Source organism: Pseudomonas sp. PvP001, from assembly GCF_040546375.1.
In the GTDB taxonomy this organism is placed as follows: domain Bacteria; phylum Pseudomonadota; class Gammaproteobacteria; order Pseudomonadales; family Pseudomonadaceae; genus Aquipseudomonas; species Aquipseudomonas coleopterorum.
Genome location: NZ_JBEPNQ010000001.1, coordinates 2991306 through 3007367 on the forward strand (window position 1 = coordinate 2991306; position 16062 = coordinate 3007367).

Genomic DNA, 16062 nt, shown 5'->3' on the forward strand with positions numbered 1-16062 from the left:
AATCGGACTTCTCACACGGTATTTGGGAGGTTCGGAACAGCGGTGTGGCGGTGAAGTCTTTTCGTGTGGCCTAGAGTTTCTGGGCTGCGGCGAGCAGCAGACCGGCGTCGGCCAGGCCCAGTACCGGGTTGCAATCGAAGGCATCGCCCAGACGCGCCTCGTTCCAGCGGTTCTCGACGAACTGGCGCATTTCCCGTTCGAAGCGCTTTTCCGCGAATTGCAGGGCGTTCTCGCGGCAGGCGCGGGGGTTGAAGCGCGAGGCCTGGCTCTCGAACGTCTCGATGGCGGCCGTGAGCGCCGCCACGGTCTGCTGGTAATAGAACACCCCGGTAGGGTTGTCTTCGTTGAGCCCGCGTACGGTTTCCAGGGTGCCACCGCGGCCGAAGGCGATCACCGGCGTGCCGCAGGCCTGGGCTTCCACCGGGCTGATGCCGAAATCCTCTTCGGCAGCGAAGACGAAGCCGCGGGCGTTCTGCATGTGCTCGCGCAGCACTTCGAACGACTGGTAACCCATCAGCGTGACGTTGGGGCCGCACACCGCACGGCACTTGTCCATCTCCGGGCCGTCGCCGATGACGATCAGGCGCTTGTCGGGCATGGCGCTGAACGCCTCGACCATCATCGGCACCTTCTTGTACGGCACCATGCGCTGGGCGGTCAGGTAGAAGTCCTGCTTCTCGGTCTGCAGGTTGAAGCCGGTGGTGTCGACCGGCGGATAGATCACGGTCGAGGGACGGCGATAGGCCTTGTCGATGCGTCGGCCGATGAACTGCGAGTTGCTGATGAACTCGTCGACACCGGCGGCGGTGCGCTGGTCCCACATGCGCATGTAATGCAGGATCATCCGTGCCACCTTGCTCTTGATACCGGCCAGCAGATTGGCCTCGCGCAGGTACTGGTGCTGCAGGTCCCAGGCATAGCGGATGGGCGAATGCACGTAGCTGATGTGCAACTGGTTGGGGCCGGTCAGCACGCCCTTGGCCACCGCGTGGCTGCTCGACAGGATCAGGTCGTAGCCGGACAGGTCCAGTTGCTCGATGGCCATGGGCATCAAGGGCAGGTATTTCTGGTAGCGCGTGCGGGCCTTGGGCAGGCGCTGGATGAAGGTGGTGGTGGCACGCTTGCCGCCCAGGTGCACGCGATCTTCGTCGCTGAGAAAGTCGATGACCGAGAACAGATCGGCGTCGGGCCGAGATCTTGAGCATCGAGGCCAGGACCTTTTCGGCACCGGCGTAGGTGACAAGCCAATCATGGACGATTGCTATTTTCATAGGGCACCTGCAGTTCGGGAATGAGGGGCGCTCTGGGACGAGCACGGGTGTTGAGTCGTTTGCTCAACTGGATAAAAGGCAGTTCGACGAGGCGATAGCTCACGTGCGCGGCCAGCAGCGACAGCGCGGTGGCAAGCAAGGTGACCGACAACGAACGACCGGGAACGCCCAGCAGGTAACGGCACAACAGCTCCATGCTCGGGTGCAGCAGGTACAGCGAATAACTGATGGTGCCCAGCCACAGCAACAACGGTTGATGCAGGCGGATGCGCTGGGTCAGCAACATGAAGCTGCTGATCGCCAACAGGTAGGTGAAGCAGTAGCGAAACCAGTACTCGCCGTTGCCGGCATCGAAGCCGTAGGCGGCGTAGAAGGTCGGCGGCAGGGCCACGGCATAGGCCAGCAGCAGGCCCTTCACGCAGCGCCGCACCTGGGCATCGGCCTGGCCCAGCAGGCAGTCGCGCCAGATCGAACCGAACAGCATCAGCGACAGGCCCAGCGGCAAGGCCACCGGCAGCTTGCGTTCGAGCAGCATGCGCATCATGCCCATGCCCACCGCAGCGGCCAGCAGGGCCAGGGCGCAGGCGGCGCGGAAGCGGGTGCTGCGCAGGCGACCGATCAGCATCAGGCCCAGGCACAGTGCGTAGAACAGCCACTCGATGAACAGCGTCCAGTACAGCCCCATCACATCTTCGACGCCCATGGCCGCTTGCAGCATGGTGACGTTGGCCACTACGCGCTGCCAGGTCGGCAGGGCTTCGCCGGTCAGCGCCAGCATGCTGATGTACAGCGCCAGCGACAGCCAATAGGCCGGGTAGAGGCGCAGCACCCGCGAGACGATGAAGCGACGTGCGCCGCCGGGGCCAGGTTGCAGGCTGAACGGGATCACCACACCGCTGAGCAGAAAGAACCAGATGACGCCCAGCTTGCCGATGTCCAGCCAGAAATGCGGCAGCGCACCGGGGCCCAGCAACGGCTGCCACAAGTGACAGACCACCACCAGCAGGGCGGCGATGCCGCGCAAGGCATCCAGATACCCCAGGCGAGTCATGAGTGCTCCTTGCCGGGCGACGGCTGGGTCAATGCGGCACTGCGCGGACGTCGGGTCTGGACTGTGTCGATTCGGTCGCTGATCAGTCGTGCCGATGCGTCCCAACTGAACCGCGACACGTTCTGCAGGCCCAGGGTGCGCAGGTGCTGGCGGATGGTCAGGCTGTTCAAGGCCAGCGCCATGGCCCGGCTGATGTGTTCGACGTCCAGTGGATCGAAGTACAGCGCGCTGGACTGCAGCACCTCGGGGATCGAGGCGGCATTGGCCGCCAGCACCGGGCAACCACAGGCCTGCGCTTCGAGCGGCGGAATGCCGAAGCCTTCGTACAGCGAAGGAAACACGAAGGCCGCCGCGCCCTGGTATTGCTCGATCAGCTGGGCATCGGTCAGGCGCCCGAGAAAGCGCACCCGTGGATCGCTGTTGGCAAGAGCCTCCAGGTTCGGGTCGGAAAACACCGCGCCGCCGCCACCGACGATGCGCAACTCGACCTGCTCGAAGCCCTTGAGCTGCAGGAACGCCTGGATCATGCGGCTGAAGTTCTTGTGCGCGCTGGGCGAGGACACTGCCAGCAGATAGCGCGGACCGGCCTGCAACGGTTCGCCGGGTTGAAATTCTTCACCCACGGCGTTGGGTACCACGAGGATCTTCTGCGCCGGAAAATCGTAGAACTCGCCGATCTCGCGCTTGGAAAACTGGCTGACGGTGATCAGTGTCTTCAGACGCTTGAGCAACAGCGGCGTCATCAGCCGATAGGCCGTGCGGAACTGCCAGGTGTAGCTCTGTGGATGGCGCACGTAGGTGATGTCGTGGTGCGTGGCGATCTGATTGCCATAGAACAGCGGTGCCGTGGCGCACAACGACAGCAACAAGGGATTGCCCTGGCTGCGCAGGTAGCGCGGCAGGTCCAGTTGTTCCCACAGGTGGCCAGTACGAGTGCCCACGACCTGTGCATCCAGCAGCCGAGCGGTCTCGTGCATGCGCACACCCGGTGAGGTGACGAATACCAGGTCGTCACGTTGCCGCTTGAGGGCCAGGCAGGTCTGCTCGGCGAACCGTTGCACCCCGCGCAGCTCCTGGGTCAGAAAACGTGCATTGATGACAATCATCGGAACATCCTTGGCTCACGCGCTTGCTAGAGGTAGTGCCGCGTCCAACGGTCGCGGTCGAAGGCGGCGCAAGGTGCACCGCAATTAAGGCCCGCTCCTGCGGGCGTCGCGTTTTCTACTGGGTGAACAACCAATTGGCCTTGCCCAGGCTGACGATCTTGGGGAACTCGGAGGCGGTCACCACCGTGGTGCAGTAGTGCTCCCCGCAATCCCATGGGTTCTCGCTTTCGCGCATGCCCACACCGGCCTGGCGTGTGTCGATCAGCCGCGCGCCACCCTCAAGCAGGGCGCTGGACTGGATCCGCACCGGCCGCGACTGACCCACCGCCCACATCACCAGCACCTGTTCATCACCCTTGGCGAAGCGCAATTGGTACAGCGTGTCGCTGATCACGCTGTGCTTGGCGTCGTAGCGGTACTGCGTCAGGTACGGTGCAATCGCCTTGAGCGTGGTGTACGCCGGCTTGGGGTTGAGGTCGTTATCGAGCAGGCCGAAGTTGTGTTCGCGCTCCTTGGGGTCGCGACCGTCGTTGAGCAGGTCGTACCACCACATGCCCTGGATCGCCGGATGAATGCGCGCCAGGAAAAACCCTCGCGCCAGGTACGCGGCCTGGGTGGTTTCGCTGACGCCGCAAGGCTCGTCGGCGCTGGGCCAGCTCATTTCCGTCAGGTACAGCGGCACCGGGCGTTCGGCCAGGGCGTCGAGGCGGCTGGAGATGTCGCTCAGCCACTTGATCCAGCTTTCCGGGGTGTTGCCTGCATGGTCCTTGCGGCAGTGGACATAGGGGTGCAGCGACAAGCCGTCCAGATCGTCCATCACACCGGCCTCTACCAGCCGGTCGGCGAAGCCTTCCTGCAGACCCTGAGTGGTCACCGCGCCGGCCACCAGGCGCACGTTTGGGTCGTTGCTGCGCACCAGCGCGCTGGTTTCCTTGATCAGCGTGGCGTAGTCCTGGCTGAAGGCTTCGCTGGTCGGGTCTTCCAGGTCCCATTCGTTCCAGATCTCGTAGAAGTCCACCTGGCCACGCAGGCGCCGGCTGATGAAGTTCACGTAGTTGGCGAAGGCATCGCGCACGAACGGGCTGCGCGGTTTGGCGTCTTTTTCATACCACTGGTTGCCGTAGCCCAGGATGAGCATGGTGCCGATCTGCCGTTCGCGCAGGGCCTGCAGATAGCGCTGCCAGCCCATCGGAAAGTTCAGGCGCTTGGGCTCCCGCTCCACCGTGGACCAGAACAGGTCATCGCGGGCCGAGGCGATGCCGGCCTCTTTCATGAGCAAGGTCGGCCGTGCCACCGGCGCGCTCGAATGAAGCAGATGGGTACCGACCCCGACGATGAAAGTGTCGGCGGCCTTGGTGTTCGCATGGGTGAACAGCCCCAGCAGTAACCAAACCATACGTTGCAGCAATCTGGGCATAAAAAGGTTCACGTCAGTTGAAGGCCATCGGGGTAGTCATCACGGTTGCTGCGGCGTCGCTCGGTAATCAACCACTGCACGGGCATGGCCTTGCGGCGCAGCGCATGGGCGATGGCCAGGCCCAGAAAGATCCCGCAGACCGGCACTTCCAGCACGTCAGTCGTCCAGCCCACCACCACCACGCACAGGCAAATGCTCAACAGGGCGCGAGCCATCCAGCTGTTCTTGCTGCGCAGTGTCATCAGCAGCGGCAGGAACAGTGCGTAGAGCACCGGACCCATGACGCCGAAACTGGCCCACAGGTACATGAACAGGCTGTCGGCCACGGCCGGGTACTTGACGTTGTCCACGGGGAACATGTTCACCGCGCTGCCGACCATGCCCAGCCCGCCGCCCGTCCAGCTCCAGTCGCGGCGGACCACTTCATCGGCCAGGCGCGGCCAGGTGTTGATCATGCGGTCGTACAGCGACACCAGGCTGCCTTCGGCGCCACTGGCGGCCAGGCTCGGATCCAGCTGCGTCCACAGGCCGATCAGCGGCAGCACGGCGCCCATGCCCACCAGTACGACGAAGGCGACTCGGCACAGCAGGCGCTGGTTGTAGAACGGCATCACCAGCAACACGGCGATGAGCGCCACGGCGGTGGACTTGTTGGTGGTCACTAGGATGGTCACGAACGCCACGCCCAGCAAAGCCAGGAGCAGCACCTTGGAGCGGGTGAAAGCACACAGGTACAGGGTGAAGACCGCGGTCAGGGTGGCGGCTGTGGTCGACATCCGCGCGAAACCGGCGGGTCGGTCGATACCGTCCGCTGCCCAGGTCATGTTACCGGTCAGCTCCTGGTCGCCCAGGTTGTAGCTGTAGCCTTTCCAGGGCACCGAAAACAGGCTGTCGGCGTACACACCGACGATGGTCGCCAGCAGGCACAGGCCGATCGCCCAGCCCAGCAACTTGCGGCGCTGTTCCAGATGTTCCCCGCAGACCAGCCCGAACAGCAGCGGAATGTAGCCGAACAGGGCGAACAGCGGGTTGACCAGGGCCGCGCCGTGCAGCATGCCCAATCCGGCCGAGACGACCAGGCCCAGCAACAGGATCCAGAACAGGCGGTGGGTCTTGAGCGTGGTCAATTCCAGGGCGAACAACACCACGCACAGCACCTTGGGCAGGTACAGCAAGGCCGAGATGCCGGCCTGGTCGAAGTAATAGCGCAGCGCACCGGAAAACGTCTCGACCAGCAGCAGGGCGATCGCGGTCCAGACCACCAGCGTCGACTTGTTCACCGCAAGTCGTGTCGCCGGTGCCTCAAAGCGACTGAGTGACAGGGCTGATTTCATGATGGACATTTCTTCTTTGCAGAACATCGAGGAACAGCTGTTGATAACTGTCGAGCATCCGCTCCTGGTCGAGCAGGTGCTCGACGCTGTTGCGCGCCTGGGCGCCCAGGCGTTCGCGCAGTTCGGGGTCGCGGTACAGCTGCAGCATCGCCAGGCCCAGGGTCTGTGGCTCGTCGGGGTTGCACAGCAGGCCGTTGACGCCGTCCTGGATGATCTCCGGCAAGCCGCCGCGGGCGCTGGCGATCACCGGCACCGAGTGGGCGCAGGCTTCCACCGCCACCAGACCGAACGGCTCGTTCCAGATCGAAGGCACGATGGCCACGTCGATCTGCCGATAGAAACTCTCCGGCGACTGGTAGCCGACGAAGTGGATGTTTTCGCCGCTGGCCTCAAGCTTCAGCACCTGCTCGTAGTCCAGCTGCCCGCGCCCGGCGATCTGCAAGGTGGCGTTGAACGGCAACCGTTTGAACTGATCGATCAGCCAGCGCAGGCCCTTGGGCTCGGACAAGGTGCCCAGGTAACCGAAGCGCAACGGTTCGCCTTGGGCCATGCGGGTGAAACGCGACGGTGCATGGTCGATCTTCGGGCTGGCGTTGTAGATCACCTGCTGCGAAGCGTTGCGGAAGAAGCGGGCGTCGGTGAGCTTGCCCAGCAGGTGCTGGCTGACCCCCACCACCGCGTCGACCTGGGCCGAGCGTTCGGCATGGCCCTGGCGGAAGTGCCTGCACAGCTTGCACGGCACCTTGCAGGCGGCGTTCTTCTTGAACATGTTGCTGCTGGGGCACATCAGGTACATGTCGTGCAGCACCTGCACCAGCGGCAAACCGGAGGCGGAAATCTCGTCCCAGGCCGACACCGACCAGCCACTGAGGTTGTGGCACACCACCAGGTCGACGTGCTCGGCAGCCAGCACTTCGCGCAGGTAGGTGCGCATGCCCATGTTGTACTTGTCGCGCAGGTGCCAGCCCAGCCGGGCCAACGCGCCGGGGCGCTGCTCGCTGAAGTGCCAGTAGGTGTTGAGCAGCCCGGCGCGGTAGACCTTCACGCCCTTGACGTATTCATGCTTGAGGCCCGCATCCGGGCCGGTGCTCAGCACGCAGACCTGGTGGCCACGCTGCTGCATGCCCTCGACCGTGCGTTGCAGGACGATTTCAGCACCGCCGCCGATGTGCGGCGAGTACAGGCTGCTTAGGAACAGTATCTTCATAGTGGGTAGGATTCATGAATGCCCAGACGACCCGATTCCCCGTCACGCATGGCTTGTTCGAGCAAGCCCAGGCGTCGGTCCGAACCGCTCCTTTTTGCGAAATAGCGCAGCAACAGCAGAAACACCGAGCGATTGAGCCGATACAGCAGCGTCGAGCCGGCCCACACGTGCTTGTCGAACCAGGCCTGGTTGCGCGCGGTGTAATAGGCGCGCAGGTCCGAGTTGCCGAGCAGGAAGCTCTCGAAAATGTTGTTGGTGCGGGCCTTGGCATTCCACGACTCTTCCAGGTCGTCGAGCAGCGCCTCGGTCACCAGGAATATCTGTCCGCCGCTGGCGGTGATGCGCCAGGTGTATTCGGTGTCGTCGGCATACAGCAGCAGGTCTTCGAGCGGCAGGCCGATGCGCTGGAACACGCTGCGGTGCGCGAGCAGGCCGCCGTAGGTGGTGAAGGGCAGTTGCACCAAGGGCTTGCTGGCCGCCTTGCGCCCGGCCGGTTTTCCCCAGGGCGTACGCCGCCACAGCTTGTAGGGCAGTTGGGCGATGTGGAAACCGAAGCAGCTGGAGCGCAACTGGATCGCATAGCGATGCGGCACCCCGGCGGCGATGTCGGCCTGGTGGTTGGGGCGAAAACCGATCACGGCGGCCTTGTCCACGCCCACGAGGCGCTCGCACTCGTGCAGCCGCTGGTGCAGGGTCTCGACCGCGCCGAGGGTGGGCGCATTGTCGTCGTCCATCAGCCACAGGTATTCGGCGCCCTGTTGCAACGCCGCCTCGATACCGACCTTGTAGCCATTGGCCGAACCGGTGTTGCTGGGCAGCTCGATCACGGTGATCCGGGTCGGCCATTGCGTGCGCAGCGAGTTCAGATCGGCGCGCGACGCGTTGCTCACCACCACCACCCGTTCGATGTGTGCGGAGGCCAGCGAACGCTCGATCAGCGCTTCGAGGTAACCAAGGCGGTCGCCGTACGTCAGTGTCACCAGGGTGGTCTTGGCATTCATCGAACTGCTCTCCTGAAGCATCGTATGTCGGTGCGCCGCTCAGCAGGCGTGCGCGGTAAGCCGCTGCAGGCTGCTGCGCGGCAGGCTGATACGCTGCTCGCGTTGCAGCAGGTTGAGCAGGATTACGGCGCGTTCGTCGCCGTCCTCGCAGAGGAAAATGGCCTGCACTTCACTGTCGCCGGTGCGCACCCGCACCGCTTCGCCTTCGGTGAAACGCACCGCGTTCGCGGCGCTGGCCTGGGTGCGCTGGCGAATGCTGGCGATCAGGCTGTCCGGCACCGGGCACGGCATGCCGCCGAAGGCGACGACGCGGCACACGCCACGGGTGGAACGGATGGGGTACCAGTTGTCGTTGCAGTCCAGGCGGATGAACAGGTAGCCGGGGAACAAGTCCTCGTCGGCCACGCGGCGGCTGCGGGTCAGGGCAGGGGCGGCGCGCAACGGGCGAAAGCACTCGTATTGCTGACGCAGCAGATGTTCTTCGGCACGGGCTTCCTGCCGCGGTTTGGTCTGGATCAGGTACCAGTTGGCATTGCTGTCGAAGTCGTTCATGAGCGCATCTCGATGGCGTGGACGGAAGGACTGGTGGCCACCCTGCGGGTGTCCTGTGCAGCGCTCGGCTTGAGCGTGCTGTAGCACGGCAGCCATTGGCGAATCCGTGATACCGGGTTGAACATCAGCACGTCGATGATCGACAGGTTGGGCACGAACGGGTCTTTGAACTGCGTGTAGCAAAGCTCGTCCATGCGGTGAAAACGCAGTTCCAGGTCGTGACGGGCGAAGTACTCTTCGTCGTACAGCGCCAGTGCCGCCGATAGGATTGAGGTAGCGCTGCGCACCGAAGTGGCGGGCCAGCTTCACCACGCGATCCTGCTTGTCCAGCACCAGGCGCTCGTCCACCGGCAGGGTGGAGGCGACGTGGATCGGCGTGTCGATCTGCAGGTATTCGCAGACCTTGCGCAGCGAGTACTCCAGGTACAGCGCCAGGTTGCGTTCCGGGCAGGTCATCAGCGGCTCGAGCAGCGCCAGCACGTCGTCGCGGTAAGGTGCACGGGAGTAGCTCATGGCAATGGTCTTGAGCAGCTTGCCCAGCACCTGCGGGGCGCTGTCGCTGAGCTCGCGCCGGTTGATCGCCAGGTCCGAGCGGTCCTTCTTCAGCGGCAGGGTGAACAAGCTCGGCGCGCCACAGCTGAGCAGCCGGTTGCGGTTGACCCAACCGGGATGGACGTACTGCAGGTTGTCGCCGAGCACAAAGGCATCGGCGCCGGCAATCAGCTGGAAATAGCCGAAATAGGGAAACCAGTAAGGCTGCATCATTGCAACGGTGCGGGGCATCGGGAGACTCCTGCCTGGATCGGCGATCACTTCTTGCTCGGCGAATAGTCGTAGCCGTAGGCAGCGCAGTCGTACTCGGCGGTGGACGCCTTGCGGATCACGCCGTTGAATATCGCGCCCTTGACCAGCACGCCGTTCTGCGCAAGACGACGCTTGCTGACCTCGATCTCCTTGACCGAACTCTGGCCGAAGCGAGCGACCAGCAGGGTGGTCCCGGCCTGGCGACCGACCAGGCTGGCGTCGGTCACGGCAATCACCGGCGGGGTGTCGATGATCACCAGGTCGTAATGCGGCGACAGCTCGCGCAGCAGCTTGCTGAAGTTGTCATGCATCAACAGTTCTGAAGGGTTGGGCGCGGCAAAGCCACAGGCGATCAGGTGCAGGTTGTCCACTTCGGTGGCATTGATCACCTCGGTGTTGCCCAGGCGCGCGGCCAGGGCATCGGACAGGCCGTGCTTGGGCTGCAGGCCGAACGATCGGTGCAGGTAGCCCTTGCGCATGTCGCCGTCGATCAGCAGCACGCGCTTGCCGGCCTGGGCAATGATCACCGCCAGGTTGGCGCTGACGAACGACTTGCCCACACCGGGCATGGGGCTGGTGATCATCAGCACGTTATTGCGTGCTTCCATCATCGCGAAGTGCAGGCTGGTGCGCAGGCTGCGCAGCGACTCGATGGCCAGCTCGCTCGGTGCCGCCACGCTGAGCAGGCGCGATTCGCGATTGGTCACACCCTTGCCACGTTTCTTCTGCAGACGTTCCTGCTGGCGCGACAGCGGCAGCGAGGCGTACACCGGCATGCCCAGGCTCTCGATCACCTCGGGGTTTTCCACGCCGCGGTAGAACGCCTGGCGGATGAAGATGATGGCCACGGCGACCAGCGTGCCCAGCAGCATCGCCACCAGAACGATAACCGCGCGCATCGGCTTGACCGGTTCTTCGACGTTGCTGTCGGCCTTGTCGATGATGCGCACGTTGCCGATGTTGCCGGCGCGGATGATGTCCTGCTCCTGGCTCTTGTTCAGGACCAGGGTGTAGGTCTGGGTGGTCACCTGCATGTCACGGGTCAGGCGCAGCAATTCCTGCTGAGTCTCGGGCAGGCCCTTGATCTGCGCTTGCAGGGAGGTCTTCTGCGACTCGATCTGACTGATCTGCTGGCTCAACGCTGCCGACGCGGGATGCTGACGGGTGTACAGGCGATCCAGGTCGGTGCGCTTGAGGCGCAGCTCCGACAGTTGGGCGTCGTAGGCAACCATCTGGTCGAGCAGGGCCTTGGTCTCCAGGGTGATGTCCACCGACTTGGTACGCATCTGGAAGGCGTGCAGGGCTTCTTCGGACTTCTCCAGTTCCTTGCGCACCACAGGCAGTTGCGAGCGCAGGAAATCCAGGCGCTGGGCCGCTTCGGCCGAACTGCGCTCCACGTTCTGGCGCACGTACAGGCGGCTGACTTCATCCAGCACGCGGTTGGCCTGGACCGGGTCGGTGTCGTTGATGCTCAGGTAGACGATGCCCGAATCCTTGCCCGACTCGGCTACGCGCAGACGCTGTTGATAGTCCAGCGAGGTGTTGAGCAGGCGGTTCTTCACCAGGCGAAATTCAGTGCCGGGGCGCGCGGTGAGCTCGGCCAGTTGCAGGGTCACGCCGTTGCCTTGGCTGACCTCGCCGACACGGCCGCTGAGCAGTGGCGCGCCGTCGGTGCCCACGAGGCGATACGTGCCGTTCGGCCCGGCGATCAGGGTCAGGCGCTCGCCCAGCAGGTTTTCCGGCACGTCCAGATTGAACACGTCGATCTTCTCGCCGCCCCAGGCGAATGCATCCAGACCGAACAGCGGCGCGGCCAGTTTCTGGTTGGCGGCCGGGGTGAATTCGCGCGCCATGTAGCGGCCGATCGCCGGGAAGTAGCGCGGCGTGGCCACTACGTCCAGCTTGAGGTCGCTGACCACCTGGCCGAGCACGGTGCGCGACTTGATCAGCTCGATCTCGGTCACCGCTTCCGATACCGAGGACGGCTTGGTGTTGAGCTGCGGGGTCGCATCCAGACCGACCTTCTTCGGTTCGATCTGGATCATGGCGTTGGCCTGGTACACCGGCGTGGCGACCACGGCGTAGAAAGCACCCAGCAGCGTGAACAGAGCCACGACTCCGGCAATCAGTTTCTTGTGATCGAACAAGGTCCGAAGAATCGTCGCGAGATCGATCTGGGTGTCCTTGTAGTACTCCAGGTTTGAACGGTTCATCGCGGTCATCTTTGTCGATCCTCGGAACTCAGGTAGGGCAGCCAGCCTTCGATACACCGAGTCAATTCGGTGTAGGTCCTTTGAAAGGCGGCAATGGGGCGGCGATAGGGATCGTCGATTTCGAAATTGTCGAGCCACTTGCCGATCAGAAACGTTTTGCCGCGCGTGTGCGGGGCCGTGTCGGTGATGCTGCGCAACTGGCGCTGGTCCATGACCAGAATCAGATCGGCCCAACGCACCTTCTCGCCGGTCAGCTGGCAGGCGGCGTGCGCCGGCCGTGGCACTTGGTTGCCGGCCAGTACCTGTGCGGTCAGGCTGGCCATGTCTTCGCCAACACAGGCCCTCAGGCCCGCCGATTCGACTTGCAGGTGCGGCGCGTGGTGACGCAACAGCGCCACTGCCATGGGGCTGCGGCAGATGTTGCCGATGCAGATCACCAGAACCTTGTTGATCATGTCGTCTTCAGCCCCTCGCCGCGGCCGGCGTCAGGCGCCGTATCAGGTTGCGGCTGACGTTGCCCGACACATGCAGCAGGGCGCGGAACTTCTGTACCGGGCGGATCGCCGCCACGCACATGCCGGACACCTGCACCAGAAAGTGCTCGTAGAGCACGCGATCGCCCTGGCGGAAGTAGTAGTTGGCCAGGCATGCGTAGGTGTGCAGGGTCATCTGCAATTTGTTCTGGCCCGGACGCTGGGAAAAGATCCCGCCAGGGTGCAGGCGGTAGCGTGCCGGGGCGATGTCGGCCAGGTACTTGCCCTTGCCGTGGGCACCGAGCATCGACCACCAGCACAGGTCCAGCACCGGCGCTTGCGCAAGCTCGCGGGGCAGCTCGTGCAGCACGTTGCGAAAGCAGGTGGTCAGGGTCGAGATCGGCCGCGCCTTGAGCAGGTCCATGGCGCTGGCGTCGGCCTGATACTGGCCGGTCAGCTGGATGCCCCGTTCACCTTCGCTGTCGAACGCCATGGCGTCGTGGTAGGTCAGCACGTAGTCGGCGTTGGCTTCGAGGAAGTTCACCTGCTTCTGCAACTTGAGCGGGTCGATCCAGTAATCGTCGCCCTCGCAATAGGCGATGTACTTGCCGCGGGCCCGGTTGAACAGCGCCGGGAAGCACCAGCGACCCAACTGGTATTGGTTGTGCTGATGAATCACCGGCTTGATGAGGTTCGGGTACTGTTCGGCGTAGCGCTCGATGATCTGTGTCGTGCCGTCGCTGGAGGCGTCGTCGTTGATCAGGATCTCGAAGGCGAACGTGGTGCGTTGCGCCAGAAAGCTGTCCAGGGTCTGCTCGATGTAGTCGACCTGGTTGTAGGCCGGGCAAGTGATCGACAGCAACGGCTCCTGCCCCTGTGGCCAGGCCTGCATGATCTGTTGTTCGGTCCGTTTCATCGTTCGGCGCTCGCTCTGCTCAACTTGAGAAAAACCCGTTGGGCCAGTGGTTTGTAGGTGGCGGCCACCAGGGCCAGGGTCAGCGCGCCACACAAGGCCAGGGCGACAAAGATCACCAGCCGATCGCTGGAGCCGCCGGCAATGGCCTTGAACAACGGATGGGTCAGCAGCACGCCGAGCACGGTGCTCAGGCTGATGCGCAGAATGTCGTGCAGCCAGGGTCGGTGCAGGCCGGGCGCCAGGCGCCGATGCACGACCTGTGGCCACAGCGCGAACGACACTAGACGCAGCATGAACCAGGTCACGGCCGCGCCCAGGGCGCCCCAGCCGTACACCGCGATGATCATCGCCGGCACGCTGATCACGGCCGACACCACGCTGTAGCCGATGTGCAGGCGCATTTCGCCGTAGGCGTATTGCAGGTGGTACTGGAACGCGCTGACCGCCAGGATGGCGCTGCCCAGGGCGTACCAGAACAGGATCGGCGCCCCCCACTGAGCGGCTTGTGTATCACCGCTCCAGGCAAACAGCAGCGGCTCGGCATGGAACGCGATGATCGCCGCCAGGGGGAACAGGAAGGTGCTGACGAAGCGGCTGGCACCCAGGTACAGGGCATGCATGTCGCTTTCACGGCCTTCGGCAACCTGCACCGTCATGCGCGGCAGCAAGGTCTGCACCAGCGGGTTGATCATCATCATGATCCCGGTGGTCAGCAGGGCGACCAGCGAGAAGTAACCGTATTCGGCCAGCGGCAGCACTTTGGACAACAGCACCTTGTCCAGCTGGGTCAGCACGATCCACACCACGGCGGTCAGCGATACGCTGGCCGCGAACGGCAGGATCGGCTTGACCAGCGCCCAGTTGAACCCGCTCAGCGGGGTCGGTGCAGGCAGGTGGCGGTAGGCCTTGGCAGCGAAGATCAAGGTCTCCACCAGCGCCACGAACAGCTGGAATTCGAAGAACACCTGCGCGTCCTGCGACACCCAGGTCACCAGCACCAGGCCGCCGAAGTAGCGCAGCGTGGCGATGACCACGTTGGCGTTGTTCAACCAGGCGTGCATTTCCAGGCCTTGCAGGCCGCTCTTGTACAGCGTGGCGAACAGGCGCAGGCCAACCATCACCCCCATCAGAATCACGCAGTTGACGATGGTCTGCGGCTCCAGTGCCTGGGCCTGTAGCCAATGGGCGGCCATCCAGTCGCTGGCCAGGTACACACCCAACGCGCACACCAGTGCCATGGGCAGAAACACCAGCTCGAAGGAGCGCATCAACCAACCGCCGATACGCTTGGCCGCCGCGCTGTCGCTGCTGCCCTGGTGATGAGCGATCTGGCGCACCAGCGACGGCGACACACCGGCGTCGAGCAGCAGCAGCCAGGCCTGCATCACGGCGTAGAAGCCGATCAAGCCATAGGCTTCGGCGCCCAGATGGCTGAGGTAGAACGGCATGATCAAGATGCCGATCACCAGCGCATAGGCCTGGCCCAGGTAGCTGAGGGCGGTGTTGTGGATGACCGAAAGCTTCTTCATCGACGCGTGCCCTGGTTCAACGAATTCATGCCTGTTTTCATACAGCGGTGGCCCATGAAACGGATTGTGGGTAACTCAGTTCGTGGCCGCGCAGCAGGGTGTCGATGACCTGGTCCTGAGTCGACCGCGCCAGACCGGGGTAGATGGGCAGGCAGAGCACCCGCTCACTCAGGCTGCGCGATTGGTACTGGACCGCTTGCGGCTGCAGATATTCGAGGGTGTCGAGCGAAGGGTAGAAATAACGCCGTGGATTGATGCCGCCGGCTTGCAGTTCGGTGCGCATGGAAAGCACCTGGGTTTCATTCTGCAAGGCCACCGGGAAATAGCTGTAGTTGACCTGGCTGTCGTCGGCCTGGCGTTGCAGGTCGAGGTAGCCGCTCAGGCGCTGGCGGTAGTAGTGACCCATCTCGGCGCGACGCTCGAGGATGTTGTCGATGTCGTCGAGCACGCTGAGCCCCATGGCGGCGCAGAATTCGTTGAGCTTGGCGTTGGTGCCCAGGCCCTCGATCTTGTCCACGTCGGTGATACCGAAGTTGCACAGCTTGCGCACCCGCGCCGCGACTTCATCGTCGTTGGTGACGATCGCGCCGCCCTCGATGGTGTGGAACAACTTGGTGGCATGGAAACTCAGGGTGCTGGCATCGCCCCAGTGGTACACGGACTGACCGGCGTGCTTCACGGCAAAGGCGTGGGCGCCGTCATACACCACCTTGAGACGATACTGACGAGCGATCGCTTCGATGCGTTCCACCGCGCAGGGGTTGCCGAACACGTGGGTGGCGACGATGGCACTGGTGTCGGCCTGCAGGCTGCCTGGGATCTGCTCCGGGTCCAGGTTCCACGTATGCGGATCGATGTCGGCGAACACCGGACGAATACCTTCCCAGTGCAGCGAGCTGCTGGTGGCCACGAAGCTGAACGGCGTGGTCACGGCGCTACCGGAAAGGCCCAGGGCGCGGTAGGCCACCTGCAGCGCCAGCGTGCCGTTATTGGTCAGGATCAAGTGGCGCACGCCCAGGTAATCCTTGAGGCGCTCCTCCAGCTCGCAGCACAGCGGACCGTGGTTGGTCAGCCAGTGGGACGCGTAGATACGGTCCACATAGGCCTTGAACTTGTCGATGTCGCCTAGATAGGCCTTTGTTACGTTGATCATTCGCTGCTCCCTGGCGGCTCGCCATTGCTGTGGTA

12 protein-coding genes and 2 pseudogenes are annotated in these 16062 nt (G+C 63.7%); all 14 read right to left on the reverse strand.

Going from position 1 to position 16062, the window contains the following annotated elements; translation table 11 throughout:
* Nucleotides 1–70: 70 nt before the first annotated feature.
* Nucleotides 71–1271: pseudogene (locus tag ABMD26_RS13530) on the reverse strand (glycosyltransferase family 4 protein).
* On the reverse strand, nucleotides 1249–2322 hold the full coding sequence (locus ABMD26_RS13535) for an acyltransferase family protein (RefSeq protein ID WP_354310049.1): 1074 nt from the start codon (nucleotides 2320–2322) through the stop codon (nucleotides 1249–1251). Before ABMD26_RS13535 ends, ABMD26_RS13530 begins: the two are co-directional and overlap by 23 nt.
* Nucleotides 2319–3428 carry a glycosyltransferase family 4 protein gene (locus ABMD26_RS13540; protein WP_134723539.1) on the reverse strand — a complete coding sequence of 370 codons (1110 nt, stop codon included), beginning with the start codon at nucleotides 3426–3428 and terminating at the stop codon, nucleotides 2319–2321. The genes ABMD26_RS13535 and ABMD26_RS13540 overlap by 4 nt, the downstream gene beginning before the upstream one ends.
* 115 nt (nucleotides 3429–3543) lie before the next feature.
* The gene (locus ABMD26_RS13545) at nucleotides 3544–4824 is read right to left on the reverse strand and encodes a hypothetical protein (RefSeq protein WP_354310051.1); all 1281 of its coding nucleotides are present in this window, start codon (nucleotides 4822–4824) and stop codon (nucleotides 3544–3546) included.
* A gap of 29 nt (nucleotides 4825–4853) precedes the next feature.
* Nucleotides 4854–6179: a hypothetical protein gene (locus tag ABMD26_RS13550; protein WP_134723537.1), complete on the reverse strand. Its 1326-nt coding sequence runs from the start codon at nucleotides 6177–6179 to the stop codon at nucleotides 4854–4856.
* A complete protein-coding gene (locus tag ABMD26_RS13555; RefSeq protein WP_354310053.1) occupies nucleotides 6148–7386 on the reverse strand; it encodes a glycosyltransferase family 4 protein in 1239 nt (412 codons plus the stop codon). Before ABMD26_RS13555 ends, ABMD26_RS13550 begins: the two co-directional genes overlap by 32 nt.
* On the reverse strand, nucleotides 7383–8387 hold the full coding sequence (locus ABMD26_RS13560; protein ID WP_134723535.1) for a glycosyltransferase: 1005 nt from the start codon (nucleotides 8385–8387) through the stop codon (nucleotides 7383–7385). Before ABMD26_RS13560 ends, ABMD26_RS13555 begins: the two co-directional genes overlap by 4 nt.
* Before the next feature lie 39 nt (nucleotides 8388–8426).
* Nucleotides 8427–8939 (reverse strand): transcription/translation regulatory transformer protein RfaH, encoded by a 513-nt coding sequence (rfaH, locus tag ABMD26_RS13565; protein ID WP_056845295.1) that lies wholly within the window; start codon nucleotides 8937–8939, stop codon nucleotides 8427–8429.
* A gap of 297 nt (nucleotides 8940–9236) precedes the next feature.
* Nucleotides 9237–9722, reverse strand: a pseudogene (locus ABMD26_RS13575) (WbqC family protein); the annotation flags it as partial.
* Nucleotides 9723–9748: 26 nt separating this feature from the next.
* The gene (locus tag ABMD26_RS13580; protein WP_354310056.1) at nucleotides 9749–11965 is read right to left on the reverse strand and encodes a polysaccharide biosynthesis tyrosine autokinase; all 2217 of its coding nucleotides are present in this window, start codon (nucleotides 11963–11965) and stop codon (nucleotides 9749–9751) included.
* Nucleotides 11962–12411 (reverse strand): low molecular weight protein-tyrosine-phosphatase, encoded by a 450-nt coding sequence (locus ABMD26_RS13585; RefSeq protein ID WP_134723532.1) that lies wholly within the window; start codon nucleotides 12409–12411, stop codon nucleotides 11962–11964. Before ABMD26_RS13585 ends, ABMD26_RS13580 begins: the two co-directional genes overlap by 4 nt.
* A gap of 7 nt (nucleotides 12412–12418) precedes the next feature.
* Nucleotides 12419–13345 carry a glycosyltransferase family 2 protein gene (locus ABMD26_RS13590; protein WP_320497594.1) on the reverse strand — a complete coding sequence of 309 codons (927 nt, stop codon included), beginning with the start codon at nucleotides 13343–13345 and terminating at the stop codon, nucleotides 12419–12421.
* Nucleotides 13342–14874, reverse strand: coding sequence for a lipopolysaccharide biosynthesis protein (locus ABMD26_RS13595; RefSeq protein WP_134723530.1), 1533 nt, complete (start codon nucleotides 14872–14874; stop codon nucleotides 13342–13344). The genes ABMD26_RS13590 and ABMD26_RS13595 overlap by 4 nt, the downstream gene beginning before the upstream one ends.
* 37 nt (nucleotides 14875–14911) lie before the next feature.
* Nucleotides 14912–16027, reverse strand: a complete 1116-nt coding sequence (locus ABMD26_RS13600; protein ID WP_354310059.1) for a DegT/DnrJ/EryC1/StrS family aminotransferase — start codon at nucleotides 16025–16027, stop codon at nucleotides 14912–14914.
* Nucleotides 16028–16062 lie beyond the last annotated feature (35 nt).